Genomic DNA, 17,639 nt, shown 5'->3' on the forward strand with positions numbered 1-17,639 from the left:
AAGGAATTTTGTGAGGAGGAATGGCATGCAGTTTGATTCAAATGGTCTGCGGCTACAGTCTATTGCAGGAAATAGTGGCAAAGCATTTAAAGGCCTTCGGTCAGACGGAACGCCTGTTTTTGTAAAGTATGAGATGCCTCCTATTGTTCCTGCCTTAGCTAGAGAACAGATTACCCCACCGGTCTTAGCAACTAATCGTGAAGTGGGTGTTGGGCAAAGAGTAGAGCAGGAGTGGTTAGATGGTCGCACCCTATCTAGAGCAGATATGGGGAAAAAGCAAGTGCGTCAAATTTTGGTTCGCATGCATTTTTCAAAGCGCCTGCTCAATCAAGCTTTGCAACTTAATTATACCTATCATGGTCCGAAAGACTTGGTTCTCAAATGGCAGGAAGACGCACCAAATCGCCTGCGTCAAAATAGCTATCTGCAATCGGTTTGTAAAGATTTGCTGGACCACTTGCCAACTTATCATCAGGAAGTCGCGACCTTTGTTCATGGGGATTTGCACCATAAGAACTGGGTAGAGACGAGTAGTGGTTTGGTCTACTTAACGGACTGGGAAACAGCCTGTTTGACAGATCGAATGTTGGATGTAGCTTACCTGTTGACACATTATATCCCTCGTTCGGCTTGGGCAGAATGGCTCAAAGAATATGGTTATAAGTACAATGCTACTGTTTTGTCTAAAGTTTTCTGGTATGGCCAATTGGGTTATTTGAACCAGATTACCAAACATATAGAAAGTTATGACTTGGAAGCGGCGAATAAGGAAATTTATGCCCTTCGTCTCTTTCGTCAGCAATTCAATAAGGACTTATGAGAGTTAGAAACCGTAAGGGAGCCAGTGAGCTTCTTGAAAAGAATCCCCAGTACGTCATTTTAAACCCAGAGGCTTGTAAGGGCAAGTGGTCAGAAATTTTTGGCAATAACCATTCCATTCATATCGAGGTCGGCTCAGGAAAAGGAAATTTCGTGACAGGTATGGCGGCCCAAAACCCAGACATCAACTATATTGGTATCGATATTCAATTGTCTGTGCTCAGTTATGCATTGGATAAGGTTTTGGCAGCGGGTTTGCCCAATGTCAAACTTTTGCGAGTAGATGGCTCTAGTTTAGCGAATTACTTTGAAAATGGAGAGATTGATCAACTCTATCTGAATTTTTCAGATCCATGGCCCAAGAAACGCCATGAGAAAAGACGGTTGACCTATAAGACATTCCTAGATACTTTTAAGGAGATTTTGCCAGAAGGTGGTGAAATTCATTTCAAGACAGACAACCGTGGTCTCTTCGAGTACAGCCTAGCTTCCTTTTCAAAATATGGTATGACCTTGCAAGAAGTTTGGTTGGATCTACACGCTAGTGACTATGAAGGCAATGTCATGACAGAGTATGAAGAAAAATTTTCTAAGAAAGGTCAAGTCATTTACCGAGTGGAAGCGAAATTTAATAAAAAATAAGCTTCTGCAACAGTGAGTTTTGTCTCAAAAAATTGAATGAATAATTGTTTAAAGGATTTAGCTGAGGCTAGGTCCTTTAAATGATATCTTTTTATAATTTTCTTCATCACATTAAAGTCTTTTAAAATAAGATTTGATAAACAGAGCATTACCATCATTAAAATGAGGGCTTTAAAAGCGTGTATCCTTTAAAAAAATAGCTTTTGCTTCGCAGATTGAGTTTTAAATGGGTGCTTTTAGATTCTTTATTGATTTTGTAGAAATCACCAAAAAAGCTGACGTCAAAAATGAAACAAGGGTCTGTCAAGTATATTCCTTTACAGTTCAAGGGAAATGTGCTATAATGAATAAAAATAGTTGGAAAGGGGTTTGGCCATGTGCCAGCCCCTTCACTGTTGCTTTCTTCTATAATCAAGTGAAATATAGAAGTCTTGTTTAAGATGATTGGCTCTAATCTGTACATGATGTAGTTGGATGGGTCTTAATATCTTATTTAATTGAACACGGGCTACGACTCTTTGCAAATAGATAAAGTTTTCCTAGATGTCTTTGCATCTTCGTCAACTTTTCTAATTTGCTGTGAGTCGCTAAGGCCCTTAGTATCTTATTTTTAGGAGGTAAGTATGGCAAATATTGTTGAATTAGTGACAGAAGTCATCGCCCCGGCTATCCAGACGCCTTATGAGCTGGTAGATGTCGAGTATGGCAAGATGGGTGGCGACTATGTTCTCTCGATCTTTGTGGATAAAGAGGGCGGTATTTCGCTCAATGATACGGCTGAGTTGTCCGAGATGATCAGTCCCCTTTTGGATAGCATTAAACCAGATCCTTTTCCAGAGCAGTATATGCTGGAGGTAACTAGTCCTGGATTGGAACGTCCCCTAAAAACAGCTGAGGCAGTAGCTAATGCCGTGGGTGATTATATTAACGTCAAACTCTATCAGGCTATTGATAAAGTCAAGGTCTCTGAAGGAAGGCTCCTTTCCTTTGATGGAGAAAATTTGCTTTTGGAGTACATGGATAAGACCCGCAAGAAAGAAGTAACCATCCCCTACAAAACGGTAGCAAAAGCCCGTTTAGCTGTTAAAATTTAAGAAAAAGAAAGGACCTTTTGTTGACAAAAGGAAATAATCATGAGTAAAGAAATGCTAGAAGCCTTCCGCGTTTTGGAGGAAGACAAGGGTATTAAAAAAGAAGACATCATCGAAGCAGTGACGGAATCTCTTCGTTCAGCCTACAAACGTCGATACGGGCAGTCTGAATCAGCTGCTATTGAGTTTGATGAGAAAAAAGGAGACTTTCATGTCTATACGGTTCGTGAAGTTGTAGATGAGGTCTTTGACAGTCGTTTGGAAATTTCATTGAAGGACGCTCTTTCCATCTCATCGGCCTACGAATTGGGAGATAAGATTAAATTTGAAGAAGCTCCTGGTGAGTTTGGTCGTGTAGCAGCACAATCGGCTAAGCAAACGATTATGGAAAAGATGCGCAAGCAAACGCGTGCCATCACTTTCAACACCTTTAAAGAACATGAAAATGAAATCATGTCTGGTACAGTAGAACGTTTTGATAATCGTTTTATCTATGTGAACTTGGGTTCTATTGAAGCCCAATTATCCAAACAAGATCAAATTCCAGGTGAAGTTTTCCAATCCCATGATCGCATTGAGGTTTATGTCTACAAGGTTGAAGACAATGGCCGTGGTGTCAATGTCTTTGTTAGCCGTAGCCACCCAGAAATGATCAAACGCTTGATGGAACAAGAAATTCCTGAAGTTTATGATGGAACAGTTGAAATCATGAGCGTTTCTCGTGAAGCTGGAGATCGTACTAAGGTAGCAGTGCGTAGCCACAATCCAAACGTGGATGCTATTGGTACTATCGTTGGTCGTGGTGGTGCCAATATTAAGAAAATCACCAGCAAGTTCCACCCTTCACGCTATGATGCTAAATTGGATCGGATGATTCTGACAGAAGAAAACATCGATGTCATTGAGTGGGTTGCTGATCCAGCAGAATTTATCTATAATGCCATTGCTCCGGCTGAAGTAGACTTGGTTCTCTTTGATACAGAAGATGGCAAGCATGCAACAGTCGTTGTGCCAGATAACAAGTTATCATTGGCGATTGGTCGTCGTGGACAAAACGTTCGTTTAGCAGCTCATTTGACGGGCTTCCGTATCGATATTAAATCTGCTACGGAATATGAAGCGATTGAAGCAGCTCTTTATGGGGATGTTTCAGAAGAAGTCCTAGAAGAATCTCAAGAAAATTAAGGAGTTTCTATGGTAAAGGCTAGAAAAATCCCTTTACGCAAGTCAGTTGTTTCAGGGGAAATCATTGACAAACGCGATTTGCTCCGTATTGTCAAAAACAAGGAAGGACAAGTCTTCATCGATCCAAGTGGAAAGGCAAATGGACGTGGCGCCTATATCAAATTGGACAATGAAGAAGCAGCTCTGGCCAAGAAAAAACAAGTCTTTCATCGTGCTTTTAGCATGGATGTGGATTCAGTATTTTATGACGAATTGATTGCCTATGTTGATCATAAGGTCAAAAGGAGAGAGCTTGGACTCGAATAAGAAACAAAAAGTCTTAAATTTGTTGGGTTTGGCACAACGAGCTGGTCGTCTGATTTCAGGAGAAGAGCTTGTAGTGGATGCGATTCGCAAGGGACAAGCAAAACTAGTTTTTCTGGCAGAAGATGCAGCCAGCAACATGACTAAAAAAATTACAGATAAAAGCAAAACCTACCAAGTAGAAGTTGTTACCGCGTTTTCAACGCTGGAATTAAGCATAGCGGTCGGAAAGAGCAGGAAAGTTCTAGCCGTCACAGATGCTGGATTTACTAAGAAAATGAGGTCTATTATGAAATAGAACAGGAGGACAAGGAATTGTCTAAAAAGAGATTGAATGAAATTGCCCGTGAAATAGGCAAAACAAGTAAGGAAGTAGTTGCTAAAGCTCAGGAACTGGGCTTCGATGTCAAAAGCCATGCATCCAGTGTAGATGATGCGAGTGCTAAGCGCATTGCAGATAGTTTTTCTGCCAAGGCAGCTTCAGCTCCTAAAACTAAAGAAGAGCCTGCTGTAAAGAAAAATCCAGAAGTAGAAGCAAAGCCAGCAGCTAAGCCAACGCCAAAAGCAGCAGTTATAGCAGAGAGCAAACCGGCTGTTAAACCTACAGAAAAAGCAACAGTCAAGTCAGAAGAAAAGACTGAAGTGAAAACGGAAGTTAAGGTGGAAACTAAAACAGAAGTTTCTGTAGGCAAACCAGCAGCTCCAGCTCGCCCACAAAGTCGTAACTTTAAGGCAGAACGGGAAGCGCGTGCCAAAGCCGAGGCAGAACGTCGTGCAGCTGGTGGACAAGGCAATAACCAAAACCAAAGTCGCAATCGGAATGATCGCAATCAGGGCCAAAATCGTAATGAGCGAAACCAAGGTCAAAATCGTAGCGACCGCAATCAGGGCCAAAATCGTCAGGAAGGTGGAACTGGTCAAGTTCGTCCAGACAATCGTCAAAACAATGGGAACAATCGTGATCGCAACTTCCAAGGCAATAATCGGAATGAGCGCCGCAATGACAACCGTCGCAATGACAACCAACGTTTTGACAATCGCAATCAAAGCCGCAATCAACCAGTCGCACCGAAGATTGACTTCAAGGCTCGAGCTGCTGCTTTGAAAGCAGAACAAAATGCTGAATATGCTCGTGGAAGTGAAGAACGTTTCCGCCAAGCACAAGAAGCTAAGAAAAATACTCAAGCAAAACCCAAAGAGGTCAAGTTTGAGGAGCCGGTGGTGGAAGTTAAACCAGCAACTCCCGCTCCAGTCGCAGTCCCTGTGGCTAGTGAGACTCGCCGGAAGAAAACAACTAAGGCCGATAAGAAACGTGACTTTACTAGTGACGTTGAAGATGGTCCACGCAAACAACAAAAGAATCGAAGTAACCAAAATCAAGTGAGAAATCAAAGAAATAGTAACTGGAATAGTAAGAAGAACAAAAGGGGCAGAAACAATCAAGTTGCTAAACCTGTCACCGAGCGTAAATTCCATGAATTGCCAACTGAACTAGAATACACAGCCGGTATGACCGTAGCTGAAATCGCAAAACGGATCAAACGTGAGCCAGCTGAAATTATCAAGAAGCTCTTTATGATGGGTGTTATGGTAACACAAAACCAATCACTTGATGGAGATACGATTGAAGTCCTTTTAGTAGATTATGGAATTGAAGCCAAAGAAAAAGTTGAGGTGGACTCAGCTGATATCGAACGTTTCTTCGTTGAAGATGGCTATCTCAATGAAGATGAATTGATTGAGCGACCACCGGTTGTTACCATCATGGGTCACGTTGACCACGGTAAAACAACCCTCTTAGATACCCTTCGTAATTCTCGTGTAGCAACAGGAGAAGCAGGCGGGATTACTCAACATATTGGTGCCTACCAAATCGAGGAAAAAGGCAAGAAAATTACCTTCTTGGATACCCCTGGACATGCGGCCTTTACATCGATGCGTGCGCGTGGTGCTTCTGTTACGGATGTGACGATTCTTGTTGTGGCAGCGGATGACGGTGTTATGCCTCAAACGATTGAAGCCATTAACCATTCAAAAGCAGCAGGTGTTCCAATTATTGTTGCTATCAATAAGATTGATAAACCTGGAGCCAATCCTGAGCGTGTTATCGCCGAATTGGCGGAACACGGCGTTATCTCAACTGCTTGGGGTGGTGAATCTGAATTTGTTGAAATCTCAGCCAAATTCAATCAGAACATTGAAGAACTCTTAGAAACTGTTCTTTTGGTAGCTGAAATTCAGGAATTGAAAGCAGATCCAACTGTTCGTGCAATCGGTACCGTTATTGAAGCGCATTTGGATAAAGGAAAAGGGGCAGTTGCGACTCTCTTGGTGCAGCAAGGTACCCTCAATGTTCAAGATCCAATCGTTGTCGGGAACACCTTTGGTCGTGTTCGTGCTATGACCAATGATCTTGGCCGTCGAGTGAAGCTTGCTGGACCATCAACACCGGTTTCCATTACTGGTTTGAACGAAGCGCCAATGGCCGGAGATCACTTCGCTGTTTATGAGGATGAGAAATCAGCTCGTTCAGCTGGTGAAGAACGTGCCAAACGTGCGCTCCTGAAACAACGCCAAGCAACACAACGTGTTAATCTCGAAAACCTCTTTGATACCCTCAAAGCAGGCGAAGTCAAGTCTGTTAATGTTATTATCAAAGCAGATGTTCAAGGTTCTGTTGAAGCCCTATCTTCTTCATTGATGAAAATCGATGTAGAAGGGGTGAAGGTTACGATCGTTCATGCTGCGGTTGGTGCCATCAACGAATCAGATGTTACCTTGGCTGAAGCATCCAATGCTTTCATCGTCGGCTTTAATGTTCGTCCAACACCTATTGCTCGTCAACAAGCCGATGCTGATGATGTCGAGATTCGTCTCCATAGCATTATCTACAAAGTCATCGAAGAGATGGAAGATGCAATGAAAGGTATGCTGGATCCAGAATACCAAGAAAAAATTATCGGAGAAGCTATTGTTCGTGAAACCTTTAAGGTATCCAAAGTCGGAACGATTGGTGGCTTTATGGTCATCAGTGGTAAAGTTACCCGCGACTCAAGCGTCCGTGTTATCCGTGATGGTGTTGTTGTTCATGATGGTAAACTGGTCAGCTTGAAACATTATAAAGATGATGTGAAGGAAGTTCGGAATGCCCAAGAAGGTGGTCTGATGATTGAAAATTATAACGACCTTCAAATGGATGATAATATTGAAGCTTATATCATGGAAGAAATCAAAAAATAATCTAGTCACTCCCTTTGTCTTTTATAACTTCGTTAAGTCGGGTTGGCGTATTTGAGTACAGTCTGCACCTCCTTGCCTTGTTCTAAAAGCAAATGTAGAACTAGATAAATCCTGAAAATGGACTGAATACTTGGTTAAATTCAATTTTCATCGAGATTATTTACAAGTAACCATCAAGCTGGGAATTTTCTCAGCTTGAATTGTAATGAAAAGAAAGGAAGAATCATGGTAAATCATTTTCGTAGTGACCGTGTAGGGATGGAAATCAAACGCGAAGTCAATGAGATTTTGAAGTTGAAAGTTCGGGATCCTCGTGTCCAAGATGTGACCATTACAGATGTGCAAATGACGGGTGATCTTTCCCTTGCAAAGATTTATTATACTATTCACAGCACTCTGGCCTCTGATAATCAGAAAGCTCAAATTGGTCTGGAAAAAGCAACTGGTACCATCAAGCGTGAACTCGCACACAATTTAAAAATGTATAAAATTCCAGATTTAAGTTTTGAAAAAGATCAGTCTATTGAATACGGCAATAAAATAGATGAAATGTTGCGAAATTTGGATAAAAAATAAAAGGATGTAAGAAACTAGCCCATTCAAAAGCAGAAAAGAATTTGTTTTTATCGACTAAAGTTGGTAGAGGGCAGTTGAAAAATTACATCCTAAGGAGAACCAAACGGCTTCTCCTTTTTTTATAGGATCAATTTTGTAATGTTTTGAGTCTTTGCTGTAGACATACTAAGTAAAGACTAACATGGAAAACTATTTTTATGTAAAGTTCAGGTAAGTGCTTTCAGAAATCAAAAAAATAAAGTATAATAATACAGGAGGTATCAATTATGAACTATAAAAAATCGCTCTGTTCCGCTTTGTTGCTAGCCACATTGTTTGGAACAACAGTACCGGTTTTTGTTTCCGCAAACGAAACAACGACATCTACAACCACATCAGAGGCGGTAACTACGGAATCGACTACTGGTCTTCCGGTCCCTACTACTGAATTAACTGAGAATACCACGACGATTGAAGCCATTGTTTCAAGTACTGAAGTTTCCAAAACAGAAGAAGCAACAACTCAGGAAAGTCAAGCAAGAACAAAAGATGATGCAGTTGCTGAATTAGAAAATTCTGGAATTCTGGAAGCCATTATCGGTAAAGATGACCAATACCGTATAAATAATACGACTGTTCATCCGTATCGTTCTGTCGTTCATCTGGAGATGAGATATGGTAATGACTATTATGTTGGTACTGGAACATTGATTGCCCCCAATACTATTATTACAGTCGCTCACAATGTTTTTAATCAATCAACAGGTAAGTGGGCAGATAGCGTTGTTGCTACTCCTGCCCAAAATGGGACAGTAGCTCCCTATGGTAGATTCTCCTCCACGACCTATTATATTATGCGTGGCTACAAAACTGAAGGAGAAGTAACACCGAGTAACTATGATATAGCAATTATTAAATTAAATCAGAATGTTCCTTCTTCCATCGGGTCTTTGTCTATTTCTACTTCCATAAATAGGGGCGAACGAGTTCAGATACCAGGCTATCCAGCACACAGTTCAGCTAAGCAAGGCTATATGTATACTTCTTTTGGCCAAATAGATGATTTAAATACTAAATTAATTGGTCATTTGGTGGATGCAGAAGGAGGCAATAGTGGGTCACCAATTCTAAATGCCAATAACCAAATTGTTGGAGTCCATTCATCAGGGCACTATACATCGGGTATATATGGTGATTATAATTTTGGAACACGTATTGACGATCAAGCAATAAACTTGATTAACCATGCTACAAATAATGGAGATGGTTCTTTAGACATTGCCTCTAACAAAGAGACAACCACAGGTAAAACTTACCGTCTCTATAACCCTGGAGTTCGTCGCCATATCTTCACTCAAAACTTAGATGAAGCACAAGTTTTGACAACACGAGGTTGGCAGTTTGAAGGTTTGAGTTTCAGAACAGTTTCTAATGGGACTCCTGTTTATCGTATGTAAGGAAAAATTATGAAAGAACATCTTTATACAACGAGTCAAACAGAACGTGATGCACTTGTTAGAACTGGTAACTGGAATGCGGAGGGAATTGCTTTCTACTCTGGCGGCAAGAATCCAGTACATCGCCTCTATAACCCTGGTTTGCGTATTCATCTTTACTCTTCAGATCCAAACGAGGTAAAAGTACTCCAAACTCGTGGTTGGCAGTATGAGGGAATTACATTCTATACGCAGTAAGAATAAAAGACTTCCTCTTCTTCTAGTGAAATAGAAGAAAAGGAGGTCTTTTATGTTCAAAAGCAATACTTATGTATCAAATTAAATTTAGAAGATGATTTTGCTTTTCATAAAAATAGTGTTCAAAAAAGCCTCCTGTTCAATATGGGAGGCTAATTCTATAAATATTTTTCTACTGTTTAGTTTTGGGGACTATTCAGTTTTTAAATCTTATTTACTTTTCTGCTTACCAGCATTGCGGTTGTTTTTCTTTTTAGGCTCCTGAATGGCTGAGCTAGCCTTTGGAGTTACGTCTTTTGCAAAACTAGGAGCTTTGGGTGGGTTTGCTGCAAACTCTTCTTCAATTTGCTTGCGGATTTTTGGTTTGATGATGAAATTGGTAATAGCTTGTTGAACGATACCAAAGATACCACCAATAACCCAGTAGAGAGTGACACCGGCTGGAGATGACCAAGAGAAGAACATAATCATCAGAGGGTTCATCAGCATGATGGAGCGACTTTGTTTCTTTTGTTCTTCATCCATTCCTACTTGCATAAGCAGAGATTGAGCAAAATAGAAAAGTCCCGCAAGCGCAATGAGGATTAAGCTTCGACCTCCCAGGTTGATACCCAAAAAGTTTGACTCTGCGATTCCCTTTGTATAACGGGCAGCAAAGAAGAGGGCTGAGAAGAAGGGCATTTGAATCAGGAGTGGTAAACATCCCATTCCACCAAACATGCTGACACCGTACTCTTTTTGAGCAGCAAAGTAGGCTTGTTGTGCAGCTACTTGCTCAGCTTGCGTACCAGCATTTTTCATTTTTTCCTGAAGAGGCCCTAAAATTGGCTTCAAGTAATGCATCTTTTCAGATTGAATACTAGCTTTCCAAGACTGGTAAAGTCCCAGTGGTAGAATTAAGAAGCGTACTAAGAGAGTTACGATGATAATTCCAACACCAAATCCCATTCCCTGGTTTTCAGCAAAGAAGGTAATGATATTTGCCATGGGTTGTCCGATGAAATCCCAGATAATTCCCGCAGGATCTCCATTTTTATCTAGACTAACACAGCCTGATAAGAAGAGTAAACTTGATAGGGCGAAGCCCGATAACAAGACACGATTAATTTTTTTCACTGTCACGTTTCCTTTTTTTCATGATAAAGTCTATTTTACTTGTTTTTAGCTAAATATTCAAGTCAGACCTCAGTTACTCATCTTAAAATCGGAAAAATCTTGGAAATTAGCTATGGAGACGTCTAAGTAGGTGACCTTAGACATGCGAGAGGGACCTTTTCGGATTTCATGGATAAAGTGGCTGAGTTTTTCGGAATTATCGGACTGAGCCAGTATGGTAACCGTTCCATCATCGTTGTTCCAGACACGGCCGTATATTTCTCCAATATCACTTGCTAAAAATTGAACAGACCAGCGAAAGCCAACCCCCTGCACCCGTCCAGAGGCAATCATTTTAACCTTTTTCATAGGTCATTTCTCCTATCTTTTTGACAAGAACTTTACTTTATTATATCATGGTTGTCAGAGAAAGAAAACGGGGTAATGGATGGAAATTATACGCTCAAAGTCCAATCAATTGATTAAAGAAACAAAGAAATTGCAACAGAAGAAGTACCGCAAGAATTCCTATCTGATTGAAGGTTGGCATTTGTTAGAAGAAGCCCAAAAATCCGGTGCTCAGATTGAGATCATTTTCGTGACGGAAGAAGGAATGAATCGTCTGGAAATAAGTGACTTAATCAAAGTAGTCAGTCCAGAAGTTTTGGCAGAATTATCCGACAGTGTGACTCCGCAAGGAGTCGTTGCTCAATTGGCATTGCCAAAGAAGAGTCTGCCAGAAAAATTAACAGGGAAGTACCTGGTACTAGAAGATGTGCAAGATCCTGGCAATGTAGGAACAATGATTCGAACGGCTGATGCAGCAGGCTACGATGCAGTCTTTATTTCTACAAAAACGGCTGATATTTATAATATGAAGGTTCTTCGTTCCATGCAGGGTAGCCATTTTCACCTACCCGTTTATAGAATGGAAATGAGAGAACTGCTGGAGCGTTTTAAAATTAGTCAGACCTTAGTTTTGGCAACCACTCTGTCCAAAGGCTCTGTTGATTATAGAGAAGTCTCTGCGCCGGTTTCTTTTGCCCTAGTTATGGGAAATGAAGGTCAGGGGATTTCAGATTTTATGGCTAAAAATGCTGACCATCTTCTTCATATCACGATGCCAGGAAAAGCAGAAAGTCTCAATGTAGCAGTTGCTGCGGGTATCTTACTTTTTAACTTTAATCTTGGCGTTCCCCAATAAACTATGTTATAATGAATCCAATTAAATTAAATGGAGGTAAATGAATGGCAGCCTACAAACAAGATACTGAATATATGGCTCACGTTGGTCACTTGATTGCATCCACTAAAGTTCAAAAATTGAGTGAAATTACCCATCATTATCATTCCACTCGTTTAGAACATTCTATCAATGTCTCATATACTAGCTACAAATTAGCTAAAAAACTTGGTTGGGATGCAAAGTCTACAGCTCGTGGAGGGCTATTGCATGACCTTTTCTTCTACGATTGGAGAGATACTAAATTTTCAAAAAGTCATGCTTGGATTCATCCTCGTATTGCCAAAAGAAATGCTCAAAAAATAACAGATCTTAACAAGATTGAAGAAGATATCATTGTCAAACATATGTTTGGGGCGACGATTGCGCCCCCACGTTACAAAGAGGCTTGGATTGTTACTTGCGTTGATAAATATTGGGCTGTGAGAGAAGCTACTCTACCCCTACAACACAAATGGAAAAATCGCAAAATTTTGCGAGCTAGAACAAGCTAAGATACAAAAGAATCAGAAGCTAATGGTATAGAAAAGGAGTCTACTATGAACAATAATCCAATTATCATGGAGCAGTCCGAGATGACAGCCCTCAACCGCTTCTATGCAAAAATATATAGCTATGTGGCAGCTGGAATCGGTATTTCAGCCATTGTGGCCTATCTGTCACTGACGGTATTTTTACAAGCTACTTACAACCTTTTGGTAGGTGGTGGTCAAATGCTTATCTGGGGTATCATGATTGCAGAGATTTCCTTAGTCTTTGTCGCATCTTCCGCAGCTGCTAAGAATAGTCCCCTAGCTTTACCGCTCTTTATTGCTTACTCAGCCATCAATGGTTTTACCATCTCCATTGTACTTTGGGCCTACACTGGTCAGGATGTTCTCTTATCCTTTGTAACGGCGGTAGGTATGTTTGCAGTTATGGCTATTATTGGTGCCACTACTAAGAAAAATCTTTCTGGTATGCGACAAGCATTTATTGCTGGTCTAGTAGGTATCATTATTGCAAGTATTGTTAACATGTTCCTACGTAGTTCAGGAATGAGCTTTATCATTTCTATTATCTCTGTGATTATTTTTGCAGGTTTAATTGCTTACGATAACCAACGCATCCGTTATGTCTTTGAAGAGACAGGTGGACAAGTTCAGGAAGGTTGGGCTATTTCAATGGCACTTCAACTCTATCTTGATTTTATCAACCTCTTCCTCAATTTGCTTCGCATTCTGGGACGCAGGGATTAATTAACAAGGACACTACCAGCTCGTCTGGTAGTTTTTTAATGTTCAGAAAGAGGAGTACCTCCAAGCCAATTCATCCGCTTTGTGTTATAATAGTAAAAAATTTGATGAGGTAGAGAGATGACCAAGATACCCTTTGTGACAAAAGAAGCACTGAACAGTATTACAGAACAGTACCCAACCCCCTTTCATCTTTATGATGAAAAAGGGATTCGAGAAACAGCTCGAGCCCTCAATGCGGCTTTTTCCTGGAATCCAGGGTTTAAAGAATATTTTGCAGTAAAAGCGACACCGACTCCAGCTATCTTGAAAATTCTTCAAGAAGAAAATTGTGGGGTGGACTGTGCTACGGATACTGAATTGGTCATGGCTGAGCGTATGGGTTTTAAAGATATTCTCTTTACCTCCAATGTAACCAAGGCGCAAGAGTACCAATTGGCTCGTAAGGTCAATGCCACTATCAATCTAGATGCCTATGAGCATATTGCTTTTTTGGAAGAAGTGGCTGGTTTGCCTGAGGTGGTTTCTCTTCGTTACAATCCGGGCGGTGTTTTCTCACTGGGGACAGATATCATGGACCATCCTGAAGAGTCTAAGTTTGGTATGACCAAGGCTCAACTGCTTCAAGGATACAAAGATTTGAAAGCCAAAGGAGTTCAAACATTTGGTCTCCATGCTTTCCTAGCATCTAATACTCTGACGAATGATTACTATCCGATATTGGCTGGCCAACTCTTTGACTTAGCAGTGGAAATCAAGAAGCTAGTCGGTATTGAATTAGACTTCATTGACCTATCCGGTGGTATTGGTGTGAATTATAAACCCGAACAAGAGCAAAACGACATTGCCCGTATCGGTGCTGGTGTCCATGCGAAATATGATGAGATTCTAGTACCAAATGGACTTGGAAACCTGAAAATTTACACAGAGTTAGGGCGCTTTATGTTGGCTCCTCACGGACACTTGGTGACCAGGGTCCTCCATATCAAAGACACCTATCGTCGCTATGTGGGAGTAGATGCAACAGCTGCCAATCTCATGCGTCCAGCTTTCTATGATGCTTATCATCATATCACCAATATTTCTAATCCGGATGGACCTGTGGAAGTGGTAGATGTTACCGGAAGTCTTTGTGAGAACAATGATAAGTTTGCAAAAAACCGTGAATTACCAAAAGTCCGCCTTGGTGATACCTTGGTCATTCATGATGCTGGTGCTCATGGGGCTTCCATGGGTTACAACTACAATGGCCGCCTGCGTTCAGCGGAAATCCTCTTACAGGAAGATGGTTCGACGCGGATGATTCGCCGGGCTGAGACCATGGAAGACTATTTTGCAACGATTCAAGGTTTTGACTTCTAATGCTCCTACGACAAATAATTAGCAATTGTCATTTAAGTGGGAATTTGGTATAATAAGAAGAATACAATCTAAGGAGATAGAAAAACCATGAATCTTGGTCTTGCAATTTTATTAATCGTTTTAGCTTTAGCTGGTGGAGTGTTACTTGGTATGTTTATTTCACGCAAACAAGTTGAAAAAATGCTTGCAGATAAGCCAGTTTTAGATGAGAATGCCCTTCGTGTCATGATGAGCCAAATGGGTCAAAAACCGAGCGAAGCGAAAGTTCAACAAGCCTTCCGTCAAATCAAGGCACAACAAAAACAAGCTGCAACGAAAAAATAAGAATAATGGGACTGGGATAGACTCCCGAGTCCCTTTTTCGAGCAAAAGGTTTTGGGATTTTTCTCAAGAAAGATAGAAAGAATGGAGTGGGCAAAAGAGCCCTATCTGGCTGAGAGTATGGATAATCGACCAATTGGTTTTTTGGATTCTGGCGTGGGTGGTCTAACAGTGGCCCGCGAACTGATGCGTCAGCTTCCACATGAGGAAATTGTATATATCGGTGATTCGGCCAGGGCTCCCTATGGTCCAAGGCCAGCCGAGCAGATCAGGGAATTTACTTGGCAGCTAGTTAACTTTCTCCTGACAAAGAATGTTAAGATGATTGTATTTGCCTGTAATACGGCAACAGCAGTGGCTTGGGAAGAGGTCAAAGAAGCCTTAGACATTCCTGTTTTGGGTGTTATTTTGCCGGGCGCTTCTGCAGCCATCAAGGCAACTCAGTCTGGGAAGATCGGCGTTTTAGGGACCCCCATGACCATCCAGTCAGATATCTACCGTCAAAAGATTCAAGCTTTATCACCGGGAACTCAAGTAGAAAATTTAGCCTGCCCTAAGTTTGTCCCCCTTGTAGAATCCAATAATTATCAATCCTCTTTAGCTAAAAAAGTGGTCTATGAGACCTTACGTCATATGGCTGGCAAGGTGGATACTCTGGTGCTAGGTTGTACCCATTATCCGCTTTTACGTCCTATCATTCAAAATGTGATGGGGAAAGGGGTCAAGTTGATTGACTCAGGTGCTGAGTGTGCACGGGATATCTCTGTTCTTCTAAACTACTTTGAAATCAACCGTAGTAGGACAGCAGAGACCCTTCATCATACCTTTTATACAACAGCCAGTCCTGCAGCTTTTCGTGAAATCGCAGAAGGTTGGCTAGGCATGGAATTAACTGTGGAGCATATAACCTTATGACAGAAAAAATATATGAATATAAGGATGAGAAAAACTGGTTTATCGGAACGTGGGCAGGTTTCAATTATTTCACTTGCTTTGGTGACGATGCCGTTTTTGAAGCCGTGCAAAAAGATTTTCATCATCTCTTAGATCAGCTTCAGGTTTCAGGTCTGCAAATTCATGTTGCTTCCTATGACTCAAGTTTTTACTTATTGAGTTTTCTTGTTGATATGATCACTGATAAGACTGGTCGTTCTATTAAGTTGAGGCAGCAAGCGGATGCTCTCTTGATAATAGAAGAGGAGAAATTGGTCTCAGTACATCTGCCTGAATCTGGGGTAAAGTTGACGGATTTTTTTGGTCGGCAAGTGGATACCCTTGCTGATTTGGGGGATACGATTCTGATTGCTACAAAAAATGAAGGCAAAACCAAGGAATTTCGTCAATTCTTTGCCAAACTAGGCTATCAAGTCGAAAATCTTAATAATTATCCGGACATCTCGGATGTAGAAGAAACAGGTGTGACTTTTGAAGAAAATGCCCGCCTCAAGGCAGAAACGATTGCAAACTTGACCGGCAAGATGGTTCTAGCAGATGATTCTGGACTTAAGGTGGATGTCCTAGGCGGTTTGCCAGGCGTCTGGTCAGCACGATTTTCTGGTCTTGAGGCTACAGATGAGACCAACAATGCTAAGCTCCTGCATGAATTGGCCATGGTTTTTGAGCAAAAGAATCGCTCAGCTCAATTCCATTGTACTCTAGTCGTGGCAGCACCACATAGTGACAGTTTGGTCGTAGAAGCCGATTGGGAGGGCTACATTGGCATGGAGCTGCGTGGCGAACATGGCTTTGGTTATGATCCTCTTTTCCTTGTGGGGGAGACGGGTAGGACATCGGCTGAGATGACCTTAGAAGAAAAAAATAAAATTTCACATCGTGCAAAAGCATTAGAAAAATTAATGGAGGCCTTTCCATCATGGCAGAAGAAGCAAGTAAAACCATTTTAGTCATGAGTGATTCCCATGGCAATCGTCAAGTTCTTGAAGAACTCAAAGGGCATTATTGGAATAAAGTTGATGCTATCTTTCACAATGGGGATTCAGAACTGGATAGTGAGGACCCTATTTGGGATGGCATTCAAGTCGTTTGTGGCAACTGCGATTTTGATGGAGGTTATCCTGATAATTTGCTGACAGAGCTTGAGGGTGTTCGTATCGCCCAAACTCATGGACATCTCTATCGCATCAACTATACCTGGCAAAACTTGGATTATTGGGCTCAGGAGATGGATGCTGATATCTGCCTTTATGGGCATTTGCATGCGGCAGCAGCTGAAAAAAGAGGTAAGACCCTTTTTCTAAATCCAGGGTCGGTTCAACAACCACGTGGACTAATTCAAGTTAAACTCTATGCCTTGATTACGATTACAGACAGTTGTTTTAAGGTGCGATTTTATGACCTCAACCACCAAGAATACACTCCATTAACAAAGGATATTCCACGATGATTTCACCTAAAATAGAAGGATTTTTATGGGAGCAGGAAGAAACCTTTCTGACACCTGCAGATAAACTAGCAGTCATTATTGATAGTCACAATATTGATCATGCTAAGTTACTTCTCAGTCACATGACGTTTTCGCGCGTGCCCGTCGTGACTGTTGACAACTGCTTTGTAGGAACCATTGGTCTAAATGAAATTAACCAGTACCAAATGGACAATGAACTATCTGATCAAGAATTGAACCAAGATATTTCATTGATTTGTAAGAGGGATGTGGCGACCCTAAAAGGAGACTATGAGCTGGCAGATGTCTTGCGGAAACTGATTGACGAACCTTTTTTACCCGTTTTGGGAGAAAAGGATGAATTTCAAGGTATTATCACGCGAAAATCAATCTTAAAAGCAGTCAATTCACTCTTTCATAACTTCGATATTGTCGAGAAAAAAAAGTAAT

General features: G+C 41.2%; 21 protein-coding genes. 19 read left to right on the forward strand and 2 right to left on the reverse strand.

The features are described from left to right. The first annotated feature begins 25 nt into the window (after nucleotides 1-25). From ccrZ to BN1356_RS03335, 10 genes are all read left to right on the forward strand, one after another. On the forward strand, nucleotides 26-820 hold the full coding sequence (ccrZ, locus tag BN1356_RS03285; protein ID WP_093649983.1) for a cell cycle regulator CcrZ: 795 nt from the start codon (nucleotides 26-28) through the stop codon (nucleotides 818-820). Continuing rightward, nucleotides 817-1,461, forward strand: a complete 645-nt coding sequence (gene trmB, locus BN1356_RS03290; RefSeq protein ID WP_093649984.1) for a tRNA (guanosine(46)-N7)-methyltransferase TrmB — start codon at nucleotides 817-819, stop codon at nucleotides 1,459-1,461. Before ccrZ ends, trmB begins: the two co-directional genes overlap by 4 nt. A 623-nt stretch (nucleotides 1,462-2,084) precedes the next feature. Further along, complete coding sequence (gene rimP / locus BN1356_RS03300; protein ID WP_093649986.1) at nucleotides 2,085-2,555, forward strand: ribosome maturation factor RimP; 471 nt, start codon at nucleotides 2,085-2,087, stop codon at nucleotides 2,553-2,555. A gap of 39 nt (nucleotides 2,556-2,594) precedes the next feature. Further along, nucleotides 2,595-3,737: a transcription termination factor NusA gene (gene nusA / locus BN1356_RS03305; protein WP_093649987.1), complete on the forward strand. Its 1,143-nt coding sequence runs from the start codon at nucleotides 2,595-2,597 to the stop codon at nucleotides 3,735-3,737. A gap of 9 nt (nucleotides 3,738-3,746) precedes the next feature. Then, the gene (rnpM, locus tag BN1356_RS03310; protein WP_093649988.1) at nucleotides 3,747-4,043 is read left to right on the forward strand and encodes an RNase P modulator RnpM; all 297 of its coding nucleotides are present in this window, start codon (nucleotides 3,747-3,749) and stop codon (nucleotides 4,041-4,043) included. Continuing rightward, nucleotides 4,000-4,338 carry a YlxQ-related RNA-binding protein gene (locus BN1356_RS03315; RefSeq protein ID WP_093649989.1) on the forward strand — a complete coding sequence of 113 codons (339 nt, stop codon included), beginning with the start codon at nucleotides 4,000-4,002 and terminating at the stop codon, nucleotides 4,336-4,338. The genes rnpM and BN1356_RS03315 overlap by 44 nt, the downstream gene beginning before the upstream one ends. A gap of 41 nt (nucleotides 4,339-4,379) precedes the next feature. Next, nucleotides 4,380-7,280: a translation initiation factor IF-2 gene (infB, locus tag BN1356_RS03320; RefSeq protein WP_425423508.1), complete on the forward strand. Its 2,901-nt coding sequence runs from the start codon at nucleotides 4,380-4,382 to the stop codon at nucleotides 7,278-7,280. A 225-nt stretch (nucleotides 7,281-7,505) separates the two neighbouring features. Further along, on the forward strand, nucleotides 7,506-7,856 hold the full coding sequence (gene rbfA, locus BN1356_RS03325; protein WP_093649991.1) for a 30S ribosome-binding factor RbfA: 351 nt from the start codon (nucleotides 7,506-7,508) through the stop codon (nucleotides 7,854-7,856). 266 nt (nucleotides 7,857-8,122) lie between these two features. Further along, nucleotides 8,123-9,292, forward strand: a complete 1,170-nt coding sequence (locus BN1356_RS03330; RefSeq protein ID WP_093649992.1) for a trypsin-like serine protease — start codon at nucleotides 8,123-8,125, stop codon at nucleotides 9,290-9,292. Between the two features lie 9 nt (nucleotides 9,293-9,301). Further along, nucleotides 9,302-9,529 carry a hypothetical protein gene (locus BN1356_RS03335; RefSeq protein ID WP_093649993.1) on the forward strand — a complete coding sequence of 76 codons (228 nt, stop codon included), beginning with the start codon at nucleotides 9,302-9,304 and terminating at the stop codon, nucleotides 9,527-9,529. 210 nt (nucleotides 9,530-9,739) lie between these two features. On the opposite strand, the gene yidC is transcribed toward BN1356_RS03335, so the two are convergent. Together yidC and BN1356_RS03345 are read right to left on the reverse strand one after the other, a co-directional pair. Beyond that, complete coding sequence (gene yidC, locus BN1356_RS03340; protein ID WP_093649994.1) at nucleotides 9,740-10,645, reverse strand: membrane protein insertase YidC; 906 nt, start codon at nucleotides 10,643-10,645, stop codon at nucleotides 9,740-9,742. Between the two features lie 69 nt (nucleotides 10,646-10,714). Then, nucleotides 10,715-10,993 carry an acylphosphatase gene (locus BN1356_RS03345; RefSeq protein ID WP_093649995.1) on the reverse strand — a complete coding sequence of 93 codons (279 nt, stop codon included), beginning with the start codon at nucleotides 10,991-10,993 and terminating at the stop codon, nucleotides 10,715-10,717. A 79-nt stretch (nucleotides 10,994-11,072) separates the two neighbouring features. Between BN1356_RS03345 and BN1356_RS03350 the strand changes: the two genes are divergently transcribed. From BN1356_RS03350 to cbpB, 9 genes are all read left to right on the forward strand, one after another. Then, nucleotides 11,073-11,828, forward strand: a complete 756-nt coding sequence (locus tag BN1356_RS03350; RefSeq protein ID WP_093649996.1) for a TrmH family RNA methyltransferase — start codon at nucleotides 11,073-11,075, stop codon at nucleotides 11,826-11,828. Nucleotides 11,829-11,872: 44 nt separating this feature from the next. Beyond that, a complete protein-coding gene (locus tag BN1356_RS03355; RefSeq protein WP_093649997.1) occupies nucleotides 11,873-12,361 on the forward strand; it encodes an HD domain-containing protein in 489 nt (162 codons plus the stop codon). 45 nt (nucleotides 12,362-12,406) lie between these two features. Then, entirely contained in the window at nucleotides 12,407-13,105 is a 699-nt protein-coding gene (locus BN1356_RS03360) for a Bax inhibitor-1/YccA family protein (RefSeq protein ID WP_093649998.1), read from the forward strand. Between the two features lie 117 nt (nucleotides 13,106-13,222). Beyond that, nucleotides 13,223-14,464 carry a diaminopimelate decarboxylase gene (locus BN1356_RS03365; RefSeq protein ID WP_093649999.1) on the forward strand — a complete coding sequence of 414 codons (1,242 nt, stop codon included), beginning with the start codon at nucleotides 13,223-13,225 and terminating at the stop codon, nucleotides 14,462-14,464. 87 nt (nucleotides 14,465-14,551) lie between these two features. Next, the gene (locus BN1356_RS03370) at nucleotides 14,552-14,788 is read left to right on the forward strand and encodes a YneF family protein (protein ID WP_093650000.1); all 237 of its coding nucleotides are present in this window, start codon (nucleotides 14,552-14,554) and stop codon (nucleotides 14,786-14,788) included. A gap of 117 nt (nucleotides 14,789-14,905) precedes the next feature. Continuing rightward, entirely contained in the window at nucleotides 14,906-15,700 is a 795-nt protein-coding gene (racE, locus tag BN1356_RS03375) for a glutamate racemase (RefSeq protein ID WP_093650049.1), read from the forward strand. Then, nucleotides 15,697-16,689, forward strand: a complete 993-nt coding sequence (locus BN1356_RS03380; RefSeq protein WP_093650001.1) for a nucleoside-triphosphate diphosphatase — start codon at nucleotides 15,697-15,699, stop codon at nucleotides 16,687-16,689. The genes racE and BN1356_RS03380 overlap by 4 nt, the downstream gene beginning before the upstream one ends. Next, a complete protein-coding gene (locus BN1356_RS03385; RefSeq protein WP_093650002.1) occupies nucleotides 16,659-17,189 on the forward strand; it encodes a metallophosphoesterase in 531 nt (176 codons plus the stop codon). Before BN1356_RS03380 ends, BN1356_RS03385 begins: the two co-directional genes overlap by 31 nt. Further along, entirely contained in the window at nucleotides 17,186-17,638 is a 453-nt protein-coding gene (gene cbpB / locus BN1356_RS03390; protein WP_093650003.1) for a cyclic-di-AMP-binding protein CbpB, read from the forward strand. The genes BN1356_RS03385 and cbpB overlap by 4 nt, the downstream gene beginning before the upstream one ends. The last annotated feature ends 1 nt before the right edge of the window (nucleotide 17,639 follow it).

This window comes from Streptococcus varani (assembly GCF_001375655.1).
Classification (GTDB): Bacteria; Bacillota; Bacilli; order Lactobacillales; family Streptococcaceae; genus Streptococcus; species Streptococcus varani.

Bases quoted from the DNA above. Each gene is read 5' to 3' on its own strand.
- nusA (WP_093649987.1), top strand. From the start codon at position 2,595: ATGAGTAAAGAAATGCTAGAAGCCTTCCGCGTTTTGGAGGAAGACAAG.
- BN1356_RS03355 (WP_093649997.1), top strand. From the start codon at position 11,873: ATGGCAGCCTACAAACAAGATACTGAATATATGGCTCACGTTGGTCAC.
- BN1356_RS03330 (WP_093649992.1), top strand. From the start codon at position 8,123: ATGAACTATAAAAAATCGCTCTGTTCCGCTTTGTTGCTAGCCACATTG.
- BN1356_RS03360 (WP_093649998.1), top strand. From the start codon at position 12,407: ATGAACAATAATCCAATTATCATGGAGCAGTCCGAGATGACAGCCCTC.
- BN1356_RS03380 (WP_093650001.1), top strand. From the start codon at position 15,697: ATGACAGAAAAAATATATGAATATAAGGATGAGAAAAACTGGTTTATC.
- BN1356_RS03385 (WP_093650002.1), top strand. From the start codon at position 16,659: ATGGCAGAAGAAGCAAGTAAAACCATTTTAGTCATGAGTGATTCCCAT.
- BN1356_RS03335 (WP_093649993.1), top strand. From the start codon at position 9,302: ATGAAAGAACATCTTTATACAACGAGTCAAACAGAACGTGATGCACTT.
- rimP (WP_093649986.1), top strand. From the start codon at position 2,085: ATGGCAAATATTGTTGAATTAGTGACAGAAGTCATCGCCCCGGCTATC.
- ccrZ (WP_093649983.1), top strand. From the start codon at position 26: ATGCAGTTTGATTCAAATGGTCTGCGGCTACAGTCTATTGCAGGAAAT.
- BN1356_RS03350 (WP_093649996.1), top strand. From the start codon at position 11,073: ATGGAAATTATACGCTCAAAGTCCAATCAATTGATTAAAGAAACAAAG.
- racE (WP_093650049.1), top strand. From the start codon at position 14,906: ATGGATAATCGACCAATTGGTTTTTTGGATTCTGGCGTGGGTGGTCTA.
- BN1356_RS03365 (WP_093649999.1), top strand. From the start codon at position 13,223: ATGACCAAGATACCCTTTGTGACAAAAGAAGCACTGAACAGTATTACA.
- trmB (WP_093649984.1), top strand. From the start codon at position 817: ATGAGAGTTAGAAACCGTAAGGGAGCCAGTGAGCTTCTTGAAAAGAAT.
- cbpB (WP_093650003.1), top strand. From the start codon at position 17,186: ATGATTTCACCTAAAATAGAAGGATTTTTATGGGAGCAGGAAGAAACC.
- rnpM (WP_093649988.1), top strand. From the start codon at position 3,747: ATGGTAAAGGCTAGAAAAATCCCTTTACGCAAGTCAGTTGTTTCAGGG.
- BN1356_RS03345 (WP_093649995.1), bottom strand. From the start codon at position 10,993: ATGAAAAAGGTTAAAATGATTGCCTCTGGACGGGTGCAGGGGGTTGGC.
- rbfA (WP_093649991.1), top strand. From the start codon at position 7,506: ATGGTAAATCATTTTCGTAGTGACCGTGTAGGGATGGAAATCAAACGC.
- BN1356_RS03315 (WP_093649989.1), top strand. From the start codon at position 4,000: ATGTTGATCATAAGGTCAAAAGGAGAGAGCTTGGACTCGAATAAGAAA.
- BN1356_RS03370 (WP_093650000.1), top strand. From the start codon at position 14,552: ATGAATCTTGGTCTTGCAATTTTATTAATCGTTTTAGCTTTAGCTGGT.